General features: G+C 68.1%; 21 protein-coding genes and 2 tRNA genes. 13 read left to right on the top strand and 10 right to left on the bottom strand.

Features of this window, described 5'->3' with window-relative positions; genetic code table 11:
- Positions 1-93: 93 nt before the first annotated feature.
- From GO308_RS10335 to GO308_RS10305, 7 genes are all read left to right on the top strand, one after another.
- The gene (locus GO308_RS10335; protein ID WP_240885387.1) at positions 94-1,032 is read left to right on the top strand and encodes a J domain-containing protein; all 939 of its coding nucleotides are present in this window, start codon (positions 94-96) and stop codon (positions 1,030-1,032) included.
- A 49-nt stretch (positions 1,033-1,081) separates the two neighbouring features.
- Positions 1,082-1,945 (top strand): YihY/virulence factor BrkB family protein, encoded by an 864-nt coding sequence (locus GO308_RS10330; RefSeq protein WP_066483484.1) that lies wholly within the window; start codon positions 1,082-1,084, stop codon positions 1,943-1,945.
- On the top strand, positions 1,942-2,745 hold the full coding sequence (gene fabI / locus GO308_RS10325; RefSeq protein WP_346769083.1) for an enoyl-ACP reductase FabI: 804 nt from the start codon (positions 1,942-1,944) through the stop codon (positions 2,743-2,745). The genes GO308_RS10330 and fabI overlap by 4 nt, the downstream gene beginning before the upstream one ends.
- Positions 2,745-3,146: a hypothetical protein gene (locus GO308_RS10320; protein ID WP_066483486.1), complete on the top strand. Its 402-nt coding sequence runs from the start codon at positions 2,745-2,747 to the stop codon at positions 3,144-3,146. Before fabI ends, GO308_RS10320 begins: the two co-directional genes overlap by 1 nt.
- Complete coding sequence (aroC, locus tag GO308_RS10315; RefSeq protein WP_240885386.1) at positions 3,143-4,213, top strand: chorismate synthase; 1,071 nt, start codon at positions 3,143-3,145, stop codon at positions 4,211-4,213. The genes GO308_RS10320 and aroC overlap by 4 nt, the downstream gene beginning before the upstream one ends.
- A gap of 154 nt (positions 4,214-4,367) precedes the next feature.
- Positions 4,368-4,640: a hypothetical protein gene (locus GO308_RS10310; RefSeq protein WP_240885385.1), complete on the top strand. Its 273-nt coding sequence runs from the start codon at positions 4,368-4,370 to the stop codon at positions 4,638-4,640.
- 136 nt (positions 4,641-4,776) lie between these two features.
- Positions 4,777-4,863: transfer RNA gene (locus tag GO308_RS10305), tRNA-Leu, on the top strand.
- Between the two features lie 47 nt (positions 4,864-4,910).
- Here GO308_RS10305 and GO308_RS18620 read toward each other — a convergent pair.
- Positions 4,911-5,039, bottom strand: coding sequence for a hypothetical protein (locus tag GO308_RS18620; protein ID WP_276616522.1), 129 nt, complete (start codon positions 5,037-5,039; stop codon positions 4,911-4,913).
- A 98-nt stretch (positions 5,040-5,137) separates the two neighbouring features.
- Here GO308_RS18620 and GO308_RS10300 point away from each other — a divergent pair.
- A tRNA-Thr gene (locus GO308_RS10300) sits at positions 5,138-5,212 on the top strand.
- A 13-nt stretch (positions 5,213-5,225) separates the two neighbouring features.
- Here the strand turns inward: GO308_RS10300 and GO308_RS10295 are convergent.
- Positions 5,226-8,429, bottom strand: a complete 3,204-nt coding sequence (locus GO308_RS10295) for an amidohydrolase family protein (RefSeq protein WP_240885384.1) — start codon at positions 8,427-8,429, stop codon at positions 5,226-5,228.
- Positions 8,430-8,730: 301 nt separating this feature from the next.
- Here GO308_RS10295 and GO308_RS10290 point away from each other — a divergent pair, with 301 nt between their 5' ends.
- The gene (locus tag GO308_RS10290; RefSeq protein WP_240885383.1) at positions 8,731-9,915 is read left to right on the top strand and encodes a hypothetical protein; all 1,185 of its coding nucleotides are present in this window, start codon (positions 8,731-8,733) and stop codon (positions 9,913-9,915) included.
- A 55-nt stretch (positions 9,916-9,970) separates the two neighbouring features.
- On the opposite strand, the gene metW is transcribed toward GO308_RS10290, so the two are convergent.
- On the bottom strand, positions 9,971-10,561 hold the full coding sequence (gene metW, locus GO308_RS10285; RefSeq protein ID WP_066544436.1) for a methionine biosynthesis protein MetW: 591 nt from the start codon (positions 10,559-10,561) through the stop codon (positions 9,971-9,973).
- Positions 10,558-11,676 carry a homoserine O-acetyltransferase gene (locus GO308_RS10280; RefSeq protein WP_066551264.1) on the bottom strand — a complete coding sequence of 373 codons (1,119 nt, stop codon included), beginning with the start codon at positions 11,674-11,676 and terminating at the stop codon, positions 10,558-10,560. The genes metW and GO308_RS10280 overlap by 4 nt, the downstream gene beginning before the upstream one ends.
- 345 nt (positions 11,677-12,021) lie before the next feature.
- On the opposite strand from GO308_RS10280, the gene hisC reads away from it, so the two are divergent.
- Both hisC and GO308_RS10270 read left to right on the top strand, forming a co-directional pair.
- Positions 12,022-13,116, top strand: a complete 1,095-nt coding sequence (hisC, locus tag GO308_RS10275; RefSeq protein WP_240885382.1) for a histidinol-phosphate transaminase — start codon at positions 12,022-12,024, stop codon at positions 13,114-13,116.
- Positions 13,116-14,024: a prephenate/arogenate dehydrogenase family protein gene (locus GO308_RS10270; protein ID WP_240885381.1), complete on the top strand. Its 909-nt coding sequence runs from the start codon at positions 13,116-13,118 to the stop codon at positions 14,022-14,024. Before hisC ends, GO308_RS10270 begins: the two co-directional genes overlap by 1 nt.
- A 6-nt stretch (positions 14,025-14,030) precedes the next feature.
- On the opposite strand, the gene GO308_RS10265 is transcribed toward GO308_RS10270, so the two are convergent.
- The 5 genes from GO308_RS10265 to ftsE all read right to left on the bottom strand — a co-directional run bounded on the left by GO308_RS10265 (position 14,031) and on the right by ftsE (position 17,337).
- On the bottom strand, positions 14,031-14,423 hold the full coding sequence (locus tag GO308_RS10265; protein WP_066483504.1) for a hypothetical protein: 393 nt from the start codon (positions 14,421-14,423) through the stop codon (positions 14,031-14,033).
- 61 nt (positions 14,424-14,484) lie between these two features.
- Positions 14,485-15,210 (bottom strand): lysophospholipid acyltransferase family protein, encoded by a 726-nt coding sequence (locus GO308_RS10260; RefSeq protein WP_066483506.1) that lies wholly within the window; start codon positions 15,208-15,210, stop codon positions 14,485-14,487.
- Positions 15,207-15,740, bottom strand: a complete 534-nt coding sequence (locus GO308_RS10255) for a YdcF family protein (protein WP_197419036.1) — start codon at positions 15,738-15,740, stop codon at positions 15,207-15,209. The genes GO308_RS10260 and GO308_RS10255 overlap by 4 nt, the downstream gene beginning before the upstream one ends.
- Positions 15,740-16,633, bottom strand: a complete 894-nt coding sequence (locus GO308_RS10250; RefSeq protein ID WP_240885380.1) for an FtsX-like permease family protein — start codon at positions 16,631-16,633, stop codon at positions 15,740-15,742. Before GO308_RS10250 ends, GO308_RS10255 begins: the two co-directional genes overlap by 1 nt.
- A complete protein-coding gene (ftsE, locus tag GO308_RS10245; protein ID WP_066483513.1) occupies positions 16,630-17,337 on the bottom strand; it encodes a cell division ATP-binding protein FtsE in 708 nt (235 codons plus the stop codon). The genes GO308_RS10250 and ftsE overlap by 4 nt, the downstream gene beginning before the upstream one ends.
- A gap of 164 nt (positions 17,338-17,501) precedes the next feature.
- On the opposite strand from ftsE, the gene GO308_RS10240 reads away from it, so the two are divergent.
- Complete coding sequence (locus GO308_RS10240) at positions 17,502-18,242, top strand: zinc-ribbon domain-containing protein (RefSeq protein ID WP_066483515.1); 741 nt, start codon at positions 17,502-17,504, stop codon at positions 18,240-18,242.
- A gap of 148 nt (positions 18,243-18,390) precedes the next feature.
- Here GO308_RS10240 and pyrC read toward each other — a convergent pair whose 3' ends face one another.
- Positions 18,391-19,425, bottom strand: coding sequence for a dihydroorotase (pyrC, locus tag GO308_RS10235; protein ID WP_066483516.1), 1,035 nt, complete (start codon positions 19,423-19,425; stop codon positions 18,391-18,393).
- 86 nt (positions 19,426-19,511) lie between these two features.
- On the opposite strand from pyrC, the gene GO308_RS10230 reads away from it, so the two are divergent.
- Complete coding sequence (locus tag GO308_RS10230) at positions 19,512-20,300, top strand: folate-binding protein (RefSeq protein WP_240885379.1); 789 nt, start codon at positions 19,512-19,514, stop codon at positions 20,298-20,300.
- Positions 20,301-20,338: the final 38 nt, after the last annotated feature.

Here is a 20,338-nt window from a genome sequence, read left to right as displayed (position 1 = left end):
GGCCCACCGTCTTTAATCGGGCGCCCCCGGCGACTAAGTGCTATGCCGCATCAACGCACCCCTTGGGGGTGCCAGGAACGGTTCGGAGACCAGATGGCTGATCCCTATGCGACGCTTGGCGTGGCGCGCACCGCGAGCGAGGGCGAGATCAAGAAGGCTTATCGCAAGCTCGCCAAGGAGCTGCATCCCGATTACAACAAGGACAATCCCCGGGCTTCGGAGCGGTTTGCCAAGGTCACGCAGGCCTATGACCTGCTGACCGACAAGGACAAGCGCGCCCGTTTCGACCGCGGCGAGATCGACGGCGAGGGCAATCCGACCGCGCCCTATGGCTTCGGTGCGGGGAATGGCGGCGGCTTTCGCCCCGGCGGCGGCCAGTTCGATTTTTCCAGCGAGGGCGGCGACTTTAGCGACATTTTCGAGGGGCTGTTCGGCCAGGGCGGCGGATCGCGCCCCGGCGGCGGTTTCGCCAGCGGTTTCGGCGGCTTCGGACGTCGTGCCCAGCCGAAGGGCGCGAACACCCCCTATCGCCTGGCGGTGCCGTTCGTCGATGCGGCGACGCTCGCGCCCCAGCGCATCACGCTGGGCGACGGCAAGACGATCGACCTCAAGCTCGCGCCGGGCGTCGACAGCGGCACCCAGTTGCGTCTGGCGGGCAAGGGCCAGTCGGGGCCGGGCGGGCCGGGCGATGCGATCGTGACGATCGAGGTGCAGCCGCACCGCTACTTCACCCGCGACGGCGACGATGTCCGGCTCGACCTGCCGATCACGCTGGCCGAAGCGGTGCTGGGCGCGCAGGTCCGCGTGCCGACCGTCGAGGGCACCGTGATGCTCACCGTTCCCAAGGGCGCGACGTCGGGCAAGGTGCTGCGCCTGAAGGGCCGCGGCTTTCACAAAAAGGGCGGTGGGCGCGGCGACCAGCTGGTCACGCTAATGATCGACCTGCCGGTCGAGGATGACGCACTGGTCGAATTCGTCCGCGGCTGGCCGGGGCGCGACCGCCATGATCCGCGACGGCGATTGGATCCTTGAGCGCGGGCCGACCGTTTCCCGGTGACAGGCGGCACGAAGGGGGACGACGATGTCCGAAATCTGGTCGGTAACCAAACAGGTGGCGGTCAAGTCGGTCGAGCGCGGCTTCACCCATTCGGGCAACCTCGCCTATCTGTCGCTGCTGACCTTGTTCCCCTTCTTCATCGTTGCCGCCGCGGTCGCCGGCCTGTTCGGGCGCACCGGCGACGGTGAGCGTGCGCTGGTCGCTTTCCTGCGCACCGTGCCGCCCGATGTCGCCGACGTTCTGGCCGGGCCGGTCACCGACGTCATCGCGGCGCGGTCTGGCGCGCTGTTGTGGATCGGCGCGCTGGTCGGGCTGTGGACCACCGCGGGCTTCATCGAAACGATCCGCTCGATCCTGCGCCAAGCCTATGGCACGTCGATGAGCCGGCCGTTCTGGGAATATCGATTGACCTCGATGGGGCTGATCATCCTCAGCGTCGTCATGGTCCTCGTCGCGTTCGCGCTGCAGGTGATCCTGACCGCGGTCGAGGCATTCATCGTCCGCGTCCTGCCCTTTGCCCAGGATGCCGCCGATCTCGTCTCGCTGTCGCGGATCGCGCCGGCGGTCGCGCTGTTCGTGGCGATGTATTTCCTGTTCTACAGCCTGACGCCGGGCCGTTACCGTCGGGGATGTCCGAAATGGCCGGGTGCCCTGTTGACGACCCTGTGGTGGCTGGGCACCACCGCGCTGCTGCCGGTCGTGCTGGGGACGCTCGCCAATTACGACCTCACTTACGGCAGCTTGGCCGGAGTGATGATCGCCTTGGTGTTCTTTCAGCTGATCGGGCTGGGCGTGGTGATCGGCGCCGAATTGAACGCGGCGCTGGCGCAACGCAGCGCGACCGGGCTAGAAGGCGCGCCGGACGAAGACGCGAAGAGGGCGACGTGACGGGATTGATGGCGGGAAAGCGCGGGCTGATCATGGGGCTGGCCAATGATCGTTCGCTGGCATGGGGTATCGCGAAGAAACTGGCGGAACAGGGTGCCGAACTGGCGTTCACCTATCAGGGCGAGGCGCTCGAACGTCGGGTCCGCCCGCTCGCCGAACAGCTGGGCGCCCCGATCCTGATCGATTGCGACGTTTCGGACATGGCCAAGCTGGACGCGACCTTCGCGATGCTGGCCGAACACTGGCCGACGATCGATTTCGTCGTCCATGCCATCGGCTTTTCGGACAAGACCGAGCTGCGCGGACGCTATTACGACACCAGCCTCGACAATTTCCTGATGACGATGAACATCAGCGTCTATTCGTTCACCGCGATCGCGCGGCGCGCGCGCGCGATGATGCCGAACGGCGGCAGCCTGCTGACTCTGACTTACTATGGCTCGGAAAAGGTCGTACCCCATTACAATGTGATGGGCGTTGCGAAGTCCGCGCTCGACACCTCGGTCAAATATCTCGCCGCCGACCTGGGCCGCGACAATATCCGCGTCAACGCCATCTCCGCCGGGCCGATCAAGACGCTGGCGGCGAGCGGCATCGGCGATTTCCGCTACATCCTCAAATGGAACGAACTGAACGCGCCGATGAAGCGCAATGTCACGATCGAGGATGTCGGCGGCGCGGGACTTTATCTGCTGAGCGACCTGGCGAGCGGCGTGACCGGCGAAATCCACCACGTCGATGCCGGTTACAACGTAATCGGCATGAAGGCGGAGGACGCGCCGGACATCGCGCTCGCCTGATGGGCGCGGTGCTTGCCAAGCTCGGCTTCAAGCCCGGAATGACAGGCTGTGCGATCGGCCGACCGGATGCGCTGGCGGACGTGCTGCCGCTGCCGTCGGGGCCGGCCGACGACGCCGACCTGACCATCGCGTTCGTGACCGGTTCGGCGGATGTCGAGCCGCTTGCGGCGCGGCTCCTGCCCGCGCATCGGCCCGGTGCGCGCTTGTGGTTCGCCTATCCCAAGAAATCGGGTGCGATCCGCAGCGACATGTCGCGCGATACGGGTTGGCAGCCGCTGGCGGCGCGCGATTTTCTTCCCGTCACCCAGGTCGCGATCGACGCCGACTGGTCGGCGCTGCGCTTTCGCCCGCGCGCCGAAATCCCCAGGCTGACCCGCCAGTCGGAGATCGGGGCGCAATGAGCTTCAACAGCTTCGGCCGGGTATTCCGCTTCACCACCTGGGGGGAGAGCCATGGGCCCGCGCTCGGCGTGGTGATCGACGGCTGCCCGCCGGGCATCGCGCTGGGCGAAGCCGATATCCAGCCCTTTCTCGATCGCCGCCGGCCGGGGCAATCGCGCTTCACCACCCAGCGCCGGGAGCCCGATCAGATCCGCATCCTGTCCGGCGTGTTCGAAGGGCGCACGACCGGCACGCCGATCAGCCTGATGATCGAGAATGTCGACCAGCGTTCAAAGGATTATGGCGAGGTCGCCCAGGCCTATCGTCCCGGCCACGCCGACTATGCCTATGACGTCAAATACGGCTTTCGCGATTATCGCGGCGGCGGGCGGTCTTCGGCGCGTGAAACCGCCGCGCGCGTCGCCGCCGGTGCGGTGGCGCGTCTGGTCATCCCCGAGGTGACGCTGACCGCCTGGGTCGAGGCGATCGGCGGCGACACCATCGATGCGACCCGCTTCGACCCCGCGGAGATCGATCGCAATCCGTTCTTCTGCCCCGACCCCGTCGCCGCCGCGCGGTGGGAGGCCCGGATCGACGAGGCGCGCAAGGCGGGCTCGTCGCTGGGCGCGGTCGTTGCGTGCGAAGCGACGGGGGTGCCAGGCGGCTGGGGGGCGCCGCTCTATGCCAAGCTCGACGCCGAGCTTGCCGCCGCGCTCATGTCGATCAACGCGGTCAAGGGGGTCGAGATCGGCGACGGTTTTGCGGCCGCATCGCTGAGCGGCGAGGCCAATGCCGACGCGATGCGCCCCGGCGCGGCGGGGCAGCCGGATTTCCTGTCCAACCATGCCGGCGGGATCGCCGGGGGCATTTCGACCGGCCAGCCGATCCGGGTGCGCGCCGCGTTCAAGCCGACCAGCTCGATCCTGACCCCGGTCGAAACCATCACCCGCGCGGGCGACGCGACCGAAATCGTCACGCGCGGCCGCCACGATCCGTGCGTCGGCATCCGCGGCACCCCGGTGGTCGAGGCGATGGTCGCGCTCGTGCTGGCCGACCAGAAGCTGCTCCACCGCGCGCAATGCGGGTGAACAACGCTGGCCGCGCCCGACGGCCAGTCGCGGCGTTCGGGCACTTCGCGGGTCAGCGGCCCCGATCGCGCGGCCAGCGGTTCGCCGCGCTATGGACCTCTGCGGCGTGACGCCCATTGTCCGGATGACCCCTTGGTCATCAGGAGTTTAGTTCATGCGTACCCGTACCCTCGCCAGCCTGCTCATCCTGTGCGGCTCGACCGCCGCGCTCGCCCAGGTGTCCCCGCCCCCCGGCGATCCGGATGCCGGCAACAACACCGTGATCACCAACGATGCGACCGAATCGGATCACGGCATGACGCCCGAAACGACGAAGCCGACCGATCCGACGCCGGCGGACCCGACCACCGGCAACCCGACGCCCGCCGAGCCGTCGACCGACAACACCACCGACGACGCCGCGCCGTCGCCCGATCCGACGCGCTGAGTCATGCCGCGTGCCGGGATTGCCGGGGTCCGGCAATCCCGGCGCGTGGCGTTGCAATCGCCGGTTGCCACGCTGTCGGTGCTTTGCTAGGGGCAGCCGCCTGCCAGCAGCCGGGGAAGCCCGGCCATCAGGATGTGCGGTCGTGGCGGAACTGGTAGACGCGCAACGTTGAGGTCGTTGTGGCCGAAAGGCCGTGGAAGTTCGAGTCTTCTCGACCGCACCATCCTTTCCCGGCCTGGCCGGTGATCGCCGCCGCTGCGGCGTCAACTCTCAATCCAAAGCGCCATCGCGCGAAGGCTTTTCGACCGGCGTCGCGCGCGCCTGCGCCTTGCGGCGGCGCAGGTTTTCGCGCAGCGCCCGGGCCAGCCTTTCTTTGCGCGTCTGGTCCTCGTTCGTCATCGGCCCTTTGCTATCGCAGGCGGGTGCGCCTTGACAATCGGCCCGTCACCTGCACATAGGCCGCTCCCCGCCAAGCGGGGCGTCCCGAACGGGCGAGTGCTGCCGTAGCTCAGTGGTAGAGCGCATCCTTGGTAAGGCTGAGGTCGTGAGTTCAATCCTCACCGGCAGCACCATTTTCGTTCCGCGTCACTCCCACCAATAGGGCAGGCGCTTCGCGGTGCCGGTGGCGACTTCGTTCATCGTCACCGGATCGTACATCCGCCCGCCCAGCATGACGCGATGGACCTTGTCCGAATTGCGGATGTCCTGGGTCGGATCGGCATCGAGCACGACCAGGTCGGCGAGCTTGCCCGCCTCGATCGAGCCGATGTCGCGGGCCATGCCCAGCGACTTCGCCGCGGTGATCGTGCCCGCGGCAAGCGCCTGCACAGGGGTCATCCCGCCGCGCACGAACGACCAGAGTTCCCAATGGGTGCCGATCCCGGCCTGTTGCCCGTGCGCACCGATCGACACCGGCACGCCGCGCGCGGCAAGCTTCGCGGCTTCGCGGGCATTGTCGTCATCGACGAAATTGCTGTCGGGCGCCTTGGTCACGCGCGCGCCTTCGGCGAGCAGCTGGGCGGGCGGGGTATGCGCCTTGAGCAGCGGATGTTCGTAGATGTTGGTCGCCTGGCGCCAATAGGGGTCGCCGGCCAGCCCGCCATAGCTGACCACCAGCGTCGGCGTGTAATAAGTCTGTGAGGCGGCGAAGAAGTCGACGACGTCCTTGTAGAAATATTCGAGCGGGACGTTGTGCTCGAGCGTCGAATTGCCGTCGGCGATCAGGTTCATGTCCATGCCGAACAGCGATCCGCCCTCGGCCACCACCTGCATTCCCTCCGCACGCGCGGCGGCGACGACCTGCTGGCGCTGTTCGCGGCGCGGCTGGTTGTAGTTCTTGACCGAATGCGCGCCCTGCGCCTTCAGCCGGCGCAGATGCGCGAGCGCGTCGTCATAGCTGTTGATCTCCGCATAGACATCGGCCGCCTTGGCCCCATAGATGATCTCGCCGGTCGAAAAGATGCGCGGGCCGAGCAGCGTGCCGGCACGCTGGCGCTCCTGGGCCACGAAGATGTGGCTGGCCTGGCTCGACGGGTCGTGGATCGTCGTGGTGCCGAGCGCAAGGTTCTGGACCAGCGACCAGTTCTGTTGCGGGACCAGATCGTCGTCGCCCTGTGGCCCGTGCGCATGCGCGTCGACGAAGCCGGGCACGATCGTCTTGCCGGCCAGGTCGATCGTGGTCGCGCCGGCGGGCAGCGTCATCGCGGCGAGCTGGCCGACCGCGACGATGCGGTCGCCCTCGATCACGATCGCGCCGTCGTCGATGATCCCGCCATCCGCCGCCGACATCGTCACGATGCGCGCATTGGTGAGCACCACCGTCCCGCGCGGTTTGGCGGCGTCGACCGGCATCGACAGGTCGACGCCCGTCGTCGGCGGGGTGAAGCGTGGCGCGTCCTTGGCCGGCGGGGCGGCGGCGAACAAGGCGGCGCGGTCGGCGCCGAGCAGCATCGGCCCCATGCTCCAGTGGAGCCGCGCGCCATTGCCCGACCAGTTGAGATAATCCGCACCGCCCGAGCTGACCCGGGTCACCGGCAGGCCGTCGGCCTTGGGCGCGACCGCCACGGCCTGGCCACCGGGCATCAGCGGCATGACAAAGGCTTCGTAATTCTGGCGGAACGCCACCGACTGGCCGTCGGGCGACACGACGAAGTCGCTCGCGAGCTCGCCGGTCGCGTGGGTGCGCCGCGCCTGGCCCGAAAGGTCGGCGGAGACGAGCTGGAGCTTGCCTTCCTTGCGCTCGACCCAGAACAACCGGTCGTTGGCGCTCCCGAATTGCGGCCGGGTGCCGTCGCTGGCGACGAGCGCCGGGGTGCCGCCGCTGACGCCGACGCGATAGATGCCGGCATTTTGCGACCATCCGGGCGACGTCAGCCCGCCGCCTTCGCCTCGTTCGAACACGATGGTGCGGCCGTCAGGCGAAAAGGCCGGGCGGCGATAATGGCCGGGCTGGCTGGTGATGGTGCGCGGGGCGCCGCCGCCTGCCGGGACGATGCGCACGCTGCCCAGCTTCGCGTCGGTCCAGCCGACGAATACGATCGACTTGCCGTCGCGCGACCATGCGGGAAACAGTTCCAGTTCGTCGCCGCCGCGGGTCAGCCGCCTGGCCGTGCCGCCGGCGGTCGGCTTCACCCACAATTTGCCGAGCGATTCGAACACCACCTGTGCGCCGTCGGGCGACACGCTGGCGAAACGCACCATGCGGGTTGCGAAGCGATCCGGCGCAACGGTGATTTGCGGGTGCGGCGCGTCGGCGACGGCGCGGGTGTCGTTGACCCGGAAGGGGATGACCGCCGCCTTCGATCCGTCCGCGTCGACGCGGTTGATCTTGCCCTTGGCCCAGAACAGCAGCGACTTGCCGTCGGGCGTCCACGCCATGTTGGGATAGACGCCGGTGACCGCCCAGGTTTCCTGCACGTCCTGGTCGAGCAGGTCGGAAACCTTGCGCTCCGCGCCCGACACCATGTCCTTGATGTAGAGCTTGGACCGCGTCGCCTCGCGCCGGACGAATGCCAGCTTGGTCCCGTCGGGCGACGGGGTCGGCCGCACCGATCCGCCCAGCCCCGCGACCGCGGTCGTCGTCTCGCCGCTCGCCAGGTCATAGCGTTCGATATGGAACAGGTCGGTGTTCGAATCCTGCGCATATTCAAAGATCGGGCCCGGCGTCACATTGCGGGTGAAGAACACCGATTTACCGTCGCGCGCATAGACGGGCTCGCCCAGTTCCTTCTGGTGCTGCTCATTGGGCCGCTTGACCAGCTGAACCCCGCCGCCGCCCGACACATGGTAGAGCCAGACCTCGCCCGTGCCGAGCGACCGACCGGTGGTGAAGTGCTTCTTGGCGACGATGAACTGGCCGTCGGGCGACCAGCTCGGCTGGTTCAAGAGGCGGAAATCCTCCTTCGTCACCTGGCGCTTGTCGCTGCCGTCGACGTTCATCACCCAGATATTGTCGCCGCCGCCCCGGTCGGAGGTGAACGCGATGCGCCGCCCGTTGGGCGAGAAGCGCGGCTGCACTTCCCACGCCAGCCCGTCGGCGATCCGCGTCGCCGCGCCGCCGGCGATCGGCATGGTGTAGATGTCGCCCAGCAGCGTGAACGCGACCGTCCGTCCGTCCGGGCTGACGTCCAGGTCCATCCAGCTGCCCTCGTCGGTGTCGATCGGCACCTGGCGCAACGTCGCCCCCGTGGGGGCGTTGACGTCCCATTTCGGCTTGTCGTCCTGGGCATTCGCGGCGGGGGCGGCGAGCGCGAGGGTTAGCGCGAGCGCGCTGACGGTGGTGCGGATCATGGGGGTGCTCCCTGGGACGACGTGGCTTGTGCCGGAAGCTATCGGTCGGCGAGCGAAGTGCAAGCGTTGATCGCCGCGACCGGGCGGCGGACGCGCCCGGCCTGGTCATCGCCTTCGTCGCGTCGTGCAGATGAAGGCTGGATTTGCGGATGCCTAATTCGTCCTGTCTTAAGAACGACTTGCCGCGGCAAGAAACGAATAGCGCAATTATAGAAAAATCGCTTGATACGATGTATAGACCCAGTAATGGATGAGGATAGATTAGACGGGCCACCATAAAAAGAGAGGGGCTCGCAAGCATATGTTTAATAATACTGTCATCACATTTGACGATATCGTGCTCGGTTCGGGACAGGAGGCCCGGATCGGCGACGGTTACGCTGGCTTCAATTGGTTGCAGACGGCGATCCTGTCCGTTGATGGGACGTTGCCGGGCTATACCGCGACATCTGGGTCGAACATCGCGTTCATCGCGGAAGCGGGCGGCACGGAAATTGGCGGCTACGAGGATGCGGCCGCCGGATCGGCGCTCGTCTTTACCCGCGATCGCCCCTTCGATCTGATCTCGGCCGACCTGTCGGCGGCATTCCGCAGCGGGCTGAACATCGGCGTCACCGCCTTTGCCGATGAAGCGGGCACAATTCCGCTCGGCACGGTCACGCTGGTCGTCAATCAGGGTGCAACGACGTTCAGCTTCGACCCCGCGCTGTTCGGCGGGGCGCGTCGCGTCGAGATCAACGCCAATGACGGCGATAGCAGCACGCTCGACTATTTCGGTATCGACAACCTTACCGTCCGCGATACCGTCACCGTCATCACCTTCGACGATATCGCGCTCGCAGCCGGCCAGGAAGCGCGGATCGGCGACGGCTATGCCGGGTTCAACTGGTCGCAGACCGCGGTTCTGTCCGTCGACGGGTCGCTGCCGGGCTATACCGCGACTTCGGGGTCGAACATCGCGTTCATCGCGGAAGCGGGCGGCACGGAAATCGCCGGCTACGAGGACGCGGCCGCCGGATCGGCGCTGGTCTTCAGCCGCGAAGCGCCCTTCGACCTGCTTTCGGCGGACCTGTCGGCGGCGTTCCGCAACGGCCTGAACATCAGCGTCACCGCCTTTTCCGACGAAGCGGGCACAATTCCGCTCGGCACGGTCAATCTGTCGGTCGACCAGGGTGCGGAAACGTTCAGCTTTGATCCGGCGCTGCTCGGCGGAGCGCGCCGTGTCGAGATCAATGCCAATGACGGCGACGGCAGCACGCTCGATTATTTCGGCATCGACAACCTCACCTTCCGCGACGCTGCCCCCGCATCGGGCGCACCGACCAATGTCGGCACGCGCGACGCCGGGCGGGTCATCTTCGCGTCGGACGAGTCGATCGCGGCGGGTCCCGAGCTGCTCGGACCAGGCGCGTCGCTCGAACTCGCGGTTGGACTGTCGGTGCCGGCGTCGACCGCCACCGAACTTCTCGGCACCGGGTCGCTATAAGCTGACGGCCCGACGAATGAGGTGCCGGCCCGATCGCAACGGGTCGGCACCTCGATCAGCGTCGCAACAGGAACACCGCGTGCTCGGCCAGTACGTTCGCCCAGGACGAACGCGTGGCGCCGCCATTGGCGAGGAACCAGCGCCCCTCCACCCGGATGCCGCGCGCGCGCACGAACGCGTGAAAGTCCTCGATCGTCAGATGGTGGATGTTGGGGGTGTCGTACCAGCGCATCGGCAGCAGGCGGGTCACCGGCATCCGCCCGCCGGTCAGCAGCGACACGCGGTTGCGCCAGTGCGCGAAATTGGGAAACGACACGAACGCCCGCTCGCCGATGCGCAGCAGATGGTCGAGCACCAGGTCGGGCCGACGCGTCGTCTGCAGCGTCTGGCTCAGGATCGCATAGTCGAAGCTCTTGTCGGGATAGCCCGCCAGATCGGTGTCGGCATCGCCCTGGACGACCGACAGCCCGCGCGCGACGGCGGCGGCGACGTTTTCCGCGTCGATCTCCAGCCCGCGCGCATCGACGCCGCGGTCGTCGCGCAGCGCCGCCATCAGCTGGCCGTCGCCGCAGCCGATGTCGAGCGCGCGTGCGCCGGTGGCGACATTGGCGGCGATGATCGCCAGGTCCGGGCGCAGCGCGGTCACTCCCCCGCCCTCAGGAACCCGTCGATCACGCGGTTCAGTTCGGGACTTTCCAGCAGGAAGGCGTCGTGACCGAACGGGGAATGCAGCTCGACGAAGCTTGCGCGCGCGCCCGCGGCGTTGAGCGCGTGGACGATCGCGCGCGATTCGCTGGTCGGATAGAGCCAGTCGGTATCGAAGCTGACGATGCAGAAGCGCGCGCGGCTGTCCCGGAACGCATTGGCGAGCAGCCCGCCATGCTCCTCCGCCAGGTCGAAATAGTCGAGCGCGCGGGTGATGTAGAGATAGGCGTTGGCGTCGAACCGGTCGACGAAGCTCAACCCCTGGTGGCGCAAATAGCTCTCCACCTGAAAATCCGCGTCGAAACCGAACGACTTGGCGTCGCGCCCCTGCAGCCGGCGGCCGAACTTGGCGGTTAGGCCAGCCTCCGACAGATAGGTGATGTGCGCGGCCATCCGTGCGACCGCCAGGCCCGCGGCAGGCGGATCGTTGTCGGCATAATAATCGCCGCCGCGCCAGCGCGGATCGGCCATGATCGCCTGGCGCCCGACTTCGTGAAAGGCGATGTTCTGGGCCGAATGGCGCGCGGTGGCGGCGATGACCACGGCGGCTTCCACGCGATCGGGAAAGGTCGCCGCCCAGCCGAGCGCCTGCATCCCGCCCATCGACCCGCCGACCACGGCGCGCAGCCGGGGGATGCCGAGATGGTCGAGCAGCATCGCCTGCGCCTTCACCATGTCGCGGATGGTGATGACCGGAAAGCCCATGGCCCAGGGCGCGCCGGTCGCCGGGTTGACCGTCGCCGGGCCGGAGGATCCCATGCAGCTGCCGATGACATTGGCACAGATGACGAAATGCCGCGCCGGGTCGATCGGCTTGCCCGGTCCCACCATGCGCGTCCACCAGCCGGGCTTGCCCGTCACCGGATGCTCGGATGCCACGAACTGGTCGCCGGTCAGCGCGTGACAGATCAGGATCGCGTTGGCGGCGTTTTCGTCGAGCGTGCCATAGGTTTCATAGGCGATGTCGACCGGCGAGAAGAGCACCCCGCTGTCCAGCCGCAACGGGCCGGGCAGCGTGACAGTGCGGCGCAGGCCGAAACGGTCGTCATCGGGCATGGCGCGCAGTTACGGTGCGGCAACGGCCGGTGCAAGCGGAGTGCATGAAGCATGCTTTGATCCCGCATTTTGTAGGCAGACGGTTCACGTCACCCCGAACTTGATCCGGCATCCCGTTGCCTGATCCCGACGAAGAAAAGCGGGACCCGGGCGCAAGGCGGGGGTGACGTTAATCGCTGGTCAGTCTTCCGGGCTCCCCGCAGGCGCGGGGAGGCGTGAGGTTGCCTGGTTCAATCTCCAGCGACACGGACGGAAGGGGAGGGAGAACGGACGGGAAGCCGGGAAGGCTGGGGCACCCACCCCCCCGCTTGCCAATCCAGCCCGCTTGCGCCAATCGGCTGGGCCATGAACGCACCCACGCCCAAGCCCTGGATCATGGCGATCGCCCCCTATGTCCCCGGTCGATCGAAGATCGACGGCGTCACCGTCCGTGCCAAGCTGTCGTCGAACGAAAATCCGCTCGGCTGCTCGCCGCACGCCGATGCCGCGTTTCGCGCTGCGAACGATACGCTCGCGCGCTATCCCGACGCGGCGGCCGGCGACCTTCGCGACGCGATCGCCGCCGTCCATGATCTCGATCCCGCGCGCATCATCTATGGCACCGGATCGGACGAGGTGCTTCACCTCGTCGCCGGGGCCTATGCCGGGGCCGGCGACGAAGTGGTGTTCGTGCGTTACGGCTTTTCGGTCTATGAGATCGCCGCGCGGCGGGTGGGCGCGACACCGGTGATCGCCCCCGATCGCGACTATGCGACCGATGTCGATGCGATCCTGGCGGCGGTGACGCCCCGCACCCGCATCGTCTATGTCGCCAATCCCAACAATCCGACGGGCACCTTCACCCCGCGCGCGGAAATCGCGCGGCTTCATGCGGCCCTGCCCGCCGACGTCATGCTGGTGATCGATCAGGCCTATGCCGAATATATCGACGCGGACGAGGACGATCACGCGCTCGAACTGGCGCGCACCCAGCCCAATGTGATCGTCACGCGCACCTTTTCGAAAATCTACGGTCTGGCCGCCGAACGGATCGGCTGGGGCTATGGGTCGGCCGACGCGGTCGCGGCGATGCATCGCATCCGCGCGCCGTTCAACATCACCACGGCGGGTCAGAAGGCCGCGATCGCCGCGCTGGCCGATCAGCAATTCGTCGCGGACACCCGCGCGCATAACGCCAAGTGGCGTGCCTGGCTCGAGGACGAGGTAAAGGCGCTCGGCAATGCCGGTCTGCGCAGCGTGCCGTCGCGCGCCAATTTCCTGCTGGTGCTGTTCGAAGGCGCGGTGAGCGCGGAGGCCGCCTATCACGCGCTGATGGCGCGCGGCTATATCGTGCGCTGGCTGCCCGGGCAGGGGCTGCCCCACGGCCTGCGCATCACCATCGGCACCGAGGAGGAGACGCGCGGGCTCGCGCAGGCGCTGCGCGAGATTGTCGGCGGCTGATGGACGGCATCACCCGTTTCGCCATCATCGGCCTGGGGCTGATCGGATCGTCGATCGCGCGCGCGGTCGCCACCGACCTGCCCGATTGCCCGGTCAGCGGCTATGATGCCGACCCGAAGGTGCGCGACACCGCCCGTCGGCTGGACCTGTGCGCGCGGATCGACGAAGATCCCGCCGCCGCCGTCGCCGATGCCGATCTGGTCATCCTGTGCGTGCCGGTGGGCGCGATGGCGGCCGCTGCCCGCGCCATCGCGCCGGGGGTGCGCACGGGCACGATCATCAGCGATGTCGGATCATGCAAAAGTAGCGTCGTCGAGGCGCTGCAGAACGCGCTGCCGGGTCATGTTGTCATCCCCGCCCATCCGGTCGCCGGCACCGAGCGCAGCGGCCCGGAGGCGGGCTTTGCCACGCTGTTCCGCAACCGCTGGTGCATCCTGACCCCGCCCGATGGCACCGACCCGGCGAATGTCGCCCGCCTGTCGGCCTTCTGGCAGGCGCTGGGCGCGCAGATCGAAGTGATGGCGCCCGACCATCATGACCGCGTGCTGGCCGTCACCAGCCATCTGCCTCACCTGATCGCCTATACCATCGTCGGCACCGCGTCGGACCTGGAGGAAGTCACCCAGTCCGAAGTCATCAAATATTCGGCCGGCGGCTTTCGCGATTTCACCCGCATCGCCGCGTCCGACCCGACGATGTGGCGCGACGTGTTCCTGGGCAATCGCGAGGCGGTGCTCGACATGCTCCAGCGCTTTTCAGAGGATCTGAGCGCGCTGCAACGCGCGATCCGCTGGGGCAAGGGCGACGAACTGTTCGATCTGTTCAGCCGCACCCGCGACGTGCGCCGGTCGATCGTCGAGCAGGGTCAGGACGACCCGCGCGAGGATTTTGGGCGCACCCATGACTGAGCGCGTTCAGGCGCGTCGCTGCGCTGCCTCCAGCCACATCAGCCGCGCCACCATCGGCAGCAAGGCGATGCACGCGGTCGCGAACACCGCAATGCCCCAGGGCAACAGTTTCATGCCCACCGCACGCGCGCGCGGCGCGATCAGGTAGAATGAAATCGTGACGGCCGACAGCAGGTCGAACCACACCTGGTTCCCGGCCAGATTGGTGGTGTGGTTGACCCAGAACTGGATCAGCCCTTCGCCAACAAATGTGACCGCCGAAAAGGCGATGAACGCCGCAGCGATCAGCGCGGGGAACAGCCAGGACGACGCGGCCGCTTCGCGTCGCGTCGCGACCAGCAGGATCACGACGACCGCCAGAACATAGGCCAGGATCGGCAATATCTCGAGCGTTGACATGGACGGGCTTCTCCGGGCCTGCGTGTAGCGGGTGCTACACTTCCGCCCGTTGTAACGCAAGCTACACGCCCGGGTTCCCGTCGGTGGCCGGCATTTCCAGCAGATTGATCGCGGCATGGACCCGCGCCTCGATTTCCTCGCGTGGCAGTCCGGCGGGGATCATCTCGCCCAGGCGCATCGTCACGATGCCGGGGTGCATCGGCCCGCTGCGCGGCCACACCCGACCGCTGTCGAGTGCGATCGGCACCACCGGTAGCCCCAGCATCTTGTAGAGCCCGGCAAAGCCCGACTGGAGCGGCGGCTGTTCGCCCGGGCGCACGCGCGTTCCTTCGGGAAAGATCAGGATCGAACGGCCCTCCGCCACGATCGCCTTGCCCTCGCGCAGCATGCGCCGCAGCGCCGCCGCCGAAGCCTGGCGGTTGACGATGATCGAGCCATAGCGCCGCGCGGTCCAGCCCCAGACCGGGATGCGGCTCAGCTCTTCCTTCATCACCGGCGCGGGCATGCCGAGCCGCGAGGTCAGCTCGAAGGTTTCCAGAAACGCCTGATGCTTCGCGGCGAACAGCACGGGGCGATCGGGCGGCGTGCCCTCCATCCGGATCTCGATCCCCATGACGATGCGCGCGATCCAGTGATACATGCGCATCCAGGCCCGCGCATGTGCCCGTACCGCCGGGCGACCGAACAGCGCGCTGACCGGGGCGGCGAGCACCACCGGCACCGAAAGCCCGTAGAAGAGCGCCCGGAACGCCCAGGTGCGCGCGATATCGCCCGCCCGCGCGCTCATGGTCCCACCCCCAGCCACAGCGCGACACGGCGGATCAGGAACTTGTGATACTCGCTGAACAGCATCGACAGACGCGGCTGGGTCGGAACGGGATCGCCCAGGATCTCGACCCCAGGGCCGAGCGCGGCGTGCAGCTCCATGCGCGCACGGGCCATGTGCCAGTCGGCGGTGACCAGGCGTACGCTGCGCACGCGGTTGGCAGCGACCCATGCGGCGGTTTCGTCGGCATTGGAGCGCGTATCGACTGCCTCCTGGCCCAGGTCGATACAGCAATCGAACAGCGCGACCGGGGCGTCATAGGCCTTGGCCAGCTCGTGCGGGCGGACATCGGGATCGACGCCGGTGACCAGCATGCGCCGCGCCATCCCACGCCGCATCAACGCGATGCCCCGGTCGATCCGGCCCGGCCCGCCCGTCGGCACCACGATCGCATCGGTGCGCATGCCAGCGACGGGCCGGCCCAGCGACAGCATGAACGCCGCGAAGCCGAGCGCCCAGACCAGCACCAGCAGGGCGAGCGCGCGCAGCATCACAGTTGCTGGCGCAAGGTGGCGACGACGGACAGGCGCGCCGCGATCATCGCCATGACCGAGAACGCCACCGGCAGCAGCGCGAGCAGCCCCCATTCGCCCGGGCCGAGCGCGGCGCTGCCGAGCAGTTCGGACCCCAGCGTCATCAGCCGCCATTGCAGCCCCGCGATGACCGCCAGCGCCGCCACCGCGCCGATCAGCCCGCCGACCAGCGTCTGGCCGGCGATGCGGCGCTGGAACAGGCGCGCCACCTGGCGATCGGTCGCCCCCAGCATGTGCAGCACGTCGATCGTCGCGCGGTGCGTGTCCAGCCCCGCGCGCGCCGCCAGCAGCACGACGATCGCGGTCGCCAGCGCCATCAGCACGATCATGCCCAGCGCCAGCCAGCCCAGCGTCGCGATGAATCCGCGTACCGGAGCCAGCCAGCGGGCATGGCGGTCGACGCGCGCATCGGGAACGCGGGCACGGATCGCCGCCTCAACCTGGTCGACAATCGCGCGGTCGCCGCTGGCCAGGTCGACATCGACCATCGCGGGGATTGGCAGCTCGCCGTCCAGCCCCGCCTCGCCCAGCCAGGGGCGCAGCAGCTCGCCCAGTCGCCGGCGATCGACCTCGGCCGCCCGCACGACCTCGGGCATGCGCCCGAGCTCGCGCACGAGCAGCGCGGTGGCGCGGTCGCGCGCCTCGGCGCGGGGCTCGACGATCTGGATGGTCAGCCGCCCGGCAAGCTGGCGGTCGAGCCCGCGCGCCGCACCGGCCATGCCCAGCCCCAGCGCCCCGGCGAGCACGGTCAGGAAAACCATAATCGCCATGATCCACGTCATCGCGCGCGTCTGCTTGCCCGCGTCGAGCAGGCGGCGGTCATGCGGTGGCGCGGTGAGCGGCAATTTCATGCGTCGGCCTGTTGCGGCGGAAAGCGCAGCGATCCAGTGGGATCGGCCAGCCGCCCGCGGTCGATCCGCATCATGTGCGCATTGGGAATACGGCTCAACAGGTGCAGGTCGTGGGTCGCGACGACCACTGTCGTTCCCAGCCGGTTGAGGCTGTCGAACAGGTGCAGCAGGCGTTCGGCCATGTCGGGATCGACGTTGCCGGTGGGCTCGTCGGCGACCAGGATCTCGGGGCGGACGATCACCGCGCGCGCGATGGCGATGCGCTGCTGCTCGCCGCCCGACAGCATCGGCGGACGATCGTCGGCACGGTCGAGCAGCCCGACCCAGGCCAGCATCTCGCGCACGGGCGCTTCGATCTCCTGTTCGGCCATCCCTGCGACGCGCAGCGGCAGCGCGATGTTGTCATAGACCGACAGATGCGGGATCAGCCGGAAATCCTGGAATACCACGCCGATGCGGCGGCGAAAGCCCGGCAGCCGGCTGCGCGGCAGCTGGCCCATTTCCTCGCCGAACAGCCGGACGACGCCGCGGGTCGGCCGCTGCGCGAGATAGAGCAGCTTGAGCAGCGACGTCTTGCCCGCACCGGACGCGCCGGTCACGAAATAAAAGGCGCCGGTGGCGAGCGTGAAGCTGACGTCGGACAGCGTTTCCGCGCCGGTGCCATAGCGCAGGCCGACATTTTCGAACTGGACGATATTGGCCATTCGCGCGCGGGGTCCACTCCAGCATCAGGCGTTGGAGTCCGCGCCATCGCACGTCGCCGCGCCACGCTCAAGCGCGCCAAACCACCCCCTTGCCAGCAACCCTCTTGACATGCGAAGATTCATCAATCGGTGCGATTGCCCAGTGCCAGCGAAAAGCCTGTCCCATGATTCTCGAATGCACGGAGTGCAAGACCCGCTACCTGGTGCCAGACTCCGCGATCGGGCTGGAGGGGCGGACCGTTCGTTGCGCCAATTGCCGGCACAGTTGGTTCCAGACCCCGGCGGGCTTCGTGGCCCCGGACGTCGCACCGCCGGTCGCGCCCGCACCGCCCAAGCCCACCGCGCCCAAGGCGGAGCCGCCCAGCGTTGCGCCCGTCGCCCCAGTGGCGGTGGAGGAACCCGTTGCGGCTGCGCCCGCCTGGCACAATGCCGTCCCTGATCCGGCGATCGGCGATAGCGAAGCACCCGTCCGGCGACCGCGTCGCAACCCCGCGACGCGGTGGACGATCGCCGCAGCGGTCGCGGGCGTGTCGATGCTGCTCGGCACCGCGGCAATCCTCTATTCGGGGGCGCCCGGCATCGCCGCGCAACTCGGCCTTGCGATCGGCAGCGACGAAACCCCGCTCAAATTCACCGACCGCTCGGTGGAACGGCGCAACCTGGCCAGCGGCAGCGAATTGTTCGCGGTGTCTGGCCGGCTGAGCAATCCGACCGCGACCCGCCAGCGTGTGCCCGACATCCGCGCCGACCTGCGCGATGCGCAGGGCCGGCTGGTCTATAGCTGGACGATCACGCCGCCGCAGCGCGTGATCGGGCCCAGCGGAGTCGTCGAATTCAACAGCGCCAAGCTCGACGTGCCCGCCAATTCCAAAATCCTCGAGCTGAGCTTCGTTTCGGGAATCTAGGTTCTGTTTCGGCTCCGCTGAAACAGCGCGGCACCGGCCCGCTCCCCCACCCGGTCACTCACGAGCCTATCCTGGCGGGTGCCGGTCGGGGGAGCGGGCCGGTGCCGATTCAGCAAGGCAGAAAACGAGTCCAGCGCCGGGACAGGGTTCAGTCGTTCGCCAGCCGCCAGTTCAACCGCGTGCCCGCGTGAAACGGGACGAGCGCGCTGCCGGCCGCGGCGATGCGATCGGGTACGTCGCAGCCGTCGCGCACCAGCGTGATCACGTCGTCATTGACCGACAGACGGTAAAAGGCCGGACCCGCGAGCGATGCGAAGGTTTCGAGCCGGTCGAGCGCGCCTTCCTCCTCGAACACCTGTGCATAGCTTTCGATCGCATGGGGCGCATTGAAGATGCCGGCGCAGCCGCAGGCGCTTTCCTTGCGTTCGACGACATGGGGTGCGCTGTCGGTGCCCAGGAAGAACTTCATCGATCCCGATGTCGCCGCCGCGCGCAGCGCCAGCCGGTGGCGCTCGCGCTTGGCGACGGGCAGGCAATAGGCATGCGGGCGGATACCGCCGTCGAACATCGCGTTGCGGCTGAGGTGAAGGTGCTGCGGCGTGATCGTCGCGGCGATCCGCGCGTCGCCATCGGTCACGAACGCGACCGCATCGGCCGTGGTGATATGTTCGAACACGATGCGGAGCGCCGGGAAATCCGCCATCAATCCGGTCAGCACGCGGTCGATGAACACCGCCTCGCGGTCAAAGATATCGATGTCGCCATCGGTAACTTCGCCATGGATCAGCAATGGCATGCCCACGCGTTGCATCGCCTCGAACACGCGCGCCAGCCGGGTGATGTCGGTCACCCCGTGCGCGGAATTGGTCGTCGCATGCGCGGGATAGAGCTTGCACGCGGTGAACACCCCCTGCTCGAACCCGCCGACGATCTCGTCCGCATCGGCATCGTCGGTCAGGTAGCACGTCATCAGCGGGGTGAAGCCGGGCCCGGCGGCGGCGCGGATGCGGTCGCGATAGGCCCGTGCGTCGGCGATGCGCACGACCGGTGGCGACAAATTGGGCATGACGATCGCGCGCGCGAACTGGCGCGCGCTAAATGGCGCGACCGCGGCGAGCATGTCGCCATCGCGCAGGTGCACATGCCAGTCGTCGGGGCGGCGGATGGTCAGGCGTTCGGTCATCCCGCCGCTTTAGCTCGCCACCCTCCCGCCCGCCAGTCCGCGCAAGGCGGCTTGGGTTCGGCCCCGCCGCTGCCTATGTAGATGCGATGGATAATTTCGACGCAGCAGCGGCGACCCGGCTCGACGATCGCGCCGTCGTGCGCATGGCCGGCGATGACGTTCGCGGGTTTCTGCAGGGGCTGGTGACCAATGACGTCATGGCGGTCGCCCCGGACCGGCCGGTCTGGGCCGGTCTGCTGAGTCCGCAGGGCAAGGCGCTGTTCGACTTCATCCTGTGGGACGGCGGCGATGGCGCGATCCTGATCGACTGCGAGGCAGCCGAGGCGCCCGCGCTGACCCAGCGGCTCACCCTTTATCGCCTGCGCCGCGCGATCACGCTGACACCGGCACCAACGGGCGTGCACTGGTCGCGCGAGCCCATACCGGGCGCGGCGGCCGATCCGCGGCTCGCAGCGCTCGGCTACCGCTGGCTCGGGCCTGCCGCCGGCGATTCGGCGTCGGACGAATGGCGCCGCCACCGGCTGGCGCTTGGTGTCGCCGAGGGCGCGGGCGAGCTGGGCCGGGGCGAGACGCTGTGGCTCGAGGCGAACGCGCGTGAGCTGAACGGCGTCAGCTTCGCCAAGGGTTGCTATGTCGGTCAGGAAAACACCGCGCGCATGCACCATCGCGCCAAGGTCAATCGGCGGCTGGTCGTCGCGCCGATCGCCGCGGAAGGGCCGCGCACGCGATGCCGCTATCCCGATCTCGGCCTGATGATCGAGCTGCGCCGCGTCGACGACCTCGGCGATGCGCACATCCCCGCCTGGCTGGCGGCGGCGCTGGCCACCGACCGGGCGGAAGAACAGGCTATGGGCAATCCGGCCCCGGCCGCCTAATCTTGCGACCTGAACCGTCTTTTGCTGGAACCCTGCCG

The organism is Sphingomonas sp. SFZ2018-12, assembly GCF_022496715.1.
Classification (GTDB): Bacteria; Pseudomonadota; Alphaproteobacteria; order Sphingomonadales; family Sphingomonadaceae; genus Sphingomonas.
This window is presented reverse-complemented; position numbering and strand designations above follow the sequence as displayed.

Bases quoted from the DNA above. Each gene is read 5' to 3' on its own strand.
- GO308_RS10335 (WP_240885387.1), top strand. From the start codon at position 94: ATGGCTGATCCCTATGCGACGCTTGGCGTGGCGCGCACCGCGAGCGAG.
- GO308_RS10330 (WP_066483484.1), top strand. From the start codon at position 1,082: ATGTCCGAAATCTGGTCGGTAACCAAACAGGTGGCGGTCAAGTCGGTC.
- GO308_RS10320 (WP_066483486.1), top strand. From the start codon at position 2,745: ATGGGCGCGGTGCTTGCCAAGCTCGGCTTCAAGCCCGGAATGACAGGC.
- aroC (WP_240885386.1), top strand. From the start codon at position 3,143: ATGAGCTTCAACAGCTTCGGCCGGGTATTCCGCTTCACCACCTGGGGG.
- GO308_RS10310 (WP_240885385.1), top strand. From the start codon at position 4,368: ATGCGTACCCGTACCCTCGCCAGCCTGCTCATCCTGTGCGGCTCGACC.
- GO308_RS18620 (WP_276616522.1), bottom strand. From the start codon at position 5,039: ATGACGAACGAGGACCAGACGCGCAAAGAAAGGCTGGCCCGGGCGCTG.
- GO308_RS10295 (WP_240885384.1), bottom strand. From the start codon at position 8,429: ATGATCCGCACCACCGTCAGCGCGCTCGCGCTAACCCTCGCGCTCGCC.
- GO308_RS10290 (WP_240885383.1), top strand. From the start codon at position 8,731: ATGTTTAATAATACTGTCATCACATTTGACGATATCGTGCTCGGTTCG.
- GO308_RS10280 (WP_066551264.1), bottom strand. From the start codon at position 11,676: ATGCCCGATGACGACCGTTTCGGCCTGCGCCGCACTGTCACGCTGCCC.
- hisC (WP_240885382.1), top strand. From the start codon at position 12,022: ATGAACGCACCCACGCCCAAGCCCTGGATCATGGCGATCGCCCCCTAT.
- GO308_RS10270 (WP_240885381.1), top strand. From the start codon at position 13,116: ATGGACGGCATCACCCGTTTCGCCATCATCGGCCTGGGGCTGATCGGA.
- GO308_RS10265 (WP_066483504.1), bottom strand. From the start codon at position 14,423: ATGTCAACGCTCGAGATATTGCCGATCCTGGCCTATGTTCTGGCGGTC.
- GO308_RS10260 (WP_066483506.1), bottom strand. From the start codon at position 15,210: ATGAGCGCGCGGGCGGGCGATATCGCGCGCACCTGGGCGTTCCGGGCG.
- GO308_RS10255 (WP_197419036.1), bottom strand. From the start codon at position 15,740: ATGCTGCGCGCGCTCGCCCTGCTGGTGCTGGTCTGGGCGCTCGGCTTC.
- GO308_RS10250 (WP_240885380.1), bottom strand. From the start codon at position 16,633: ATGAAATTGCCGCTCACCGCGCCACCGCATGACCGCCGCCTGCTCGAC.
- ftsE (WP_066483513.1), bottom strand. From the start codon at position 17,337: ATGGCCAATATCGTCCAGTTCGAAAATGTCGGCCTGCGCTATGGCACC.
- GO308_RS10240 (WP_066483515.1), top strand. From the start codon at position 17,502: ATGATTCTCGAATGCACGGAGTGCAAGACCCGCTACCTGGTGCCAGAC.
- pyrC (WP_066483516.1), bottom strand. From the start codon at position 19,425: ATGACCGAACGCCTGACCATCCGCCGCCCCGACGACTGGCATGTGCAC.
- GO308_RS10230 (WP_240885379.1), top strand. From the start codon at position 19,512: ATGGATAATTTCGACGCAGCAGCGGCGACCCGGCTCGACGATCGCGCC.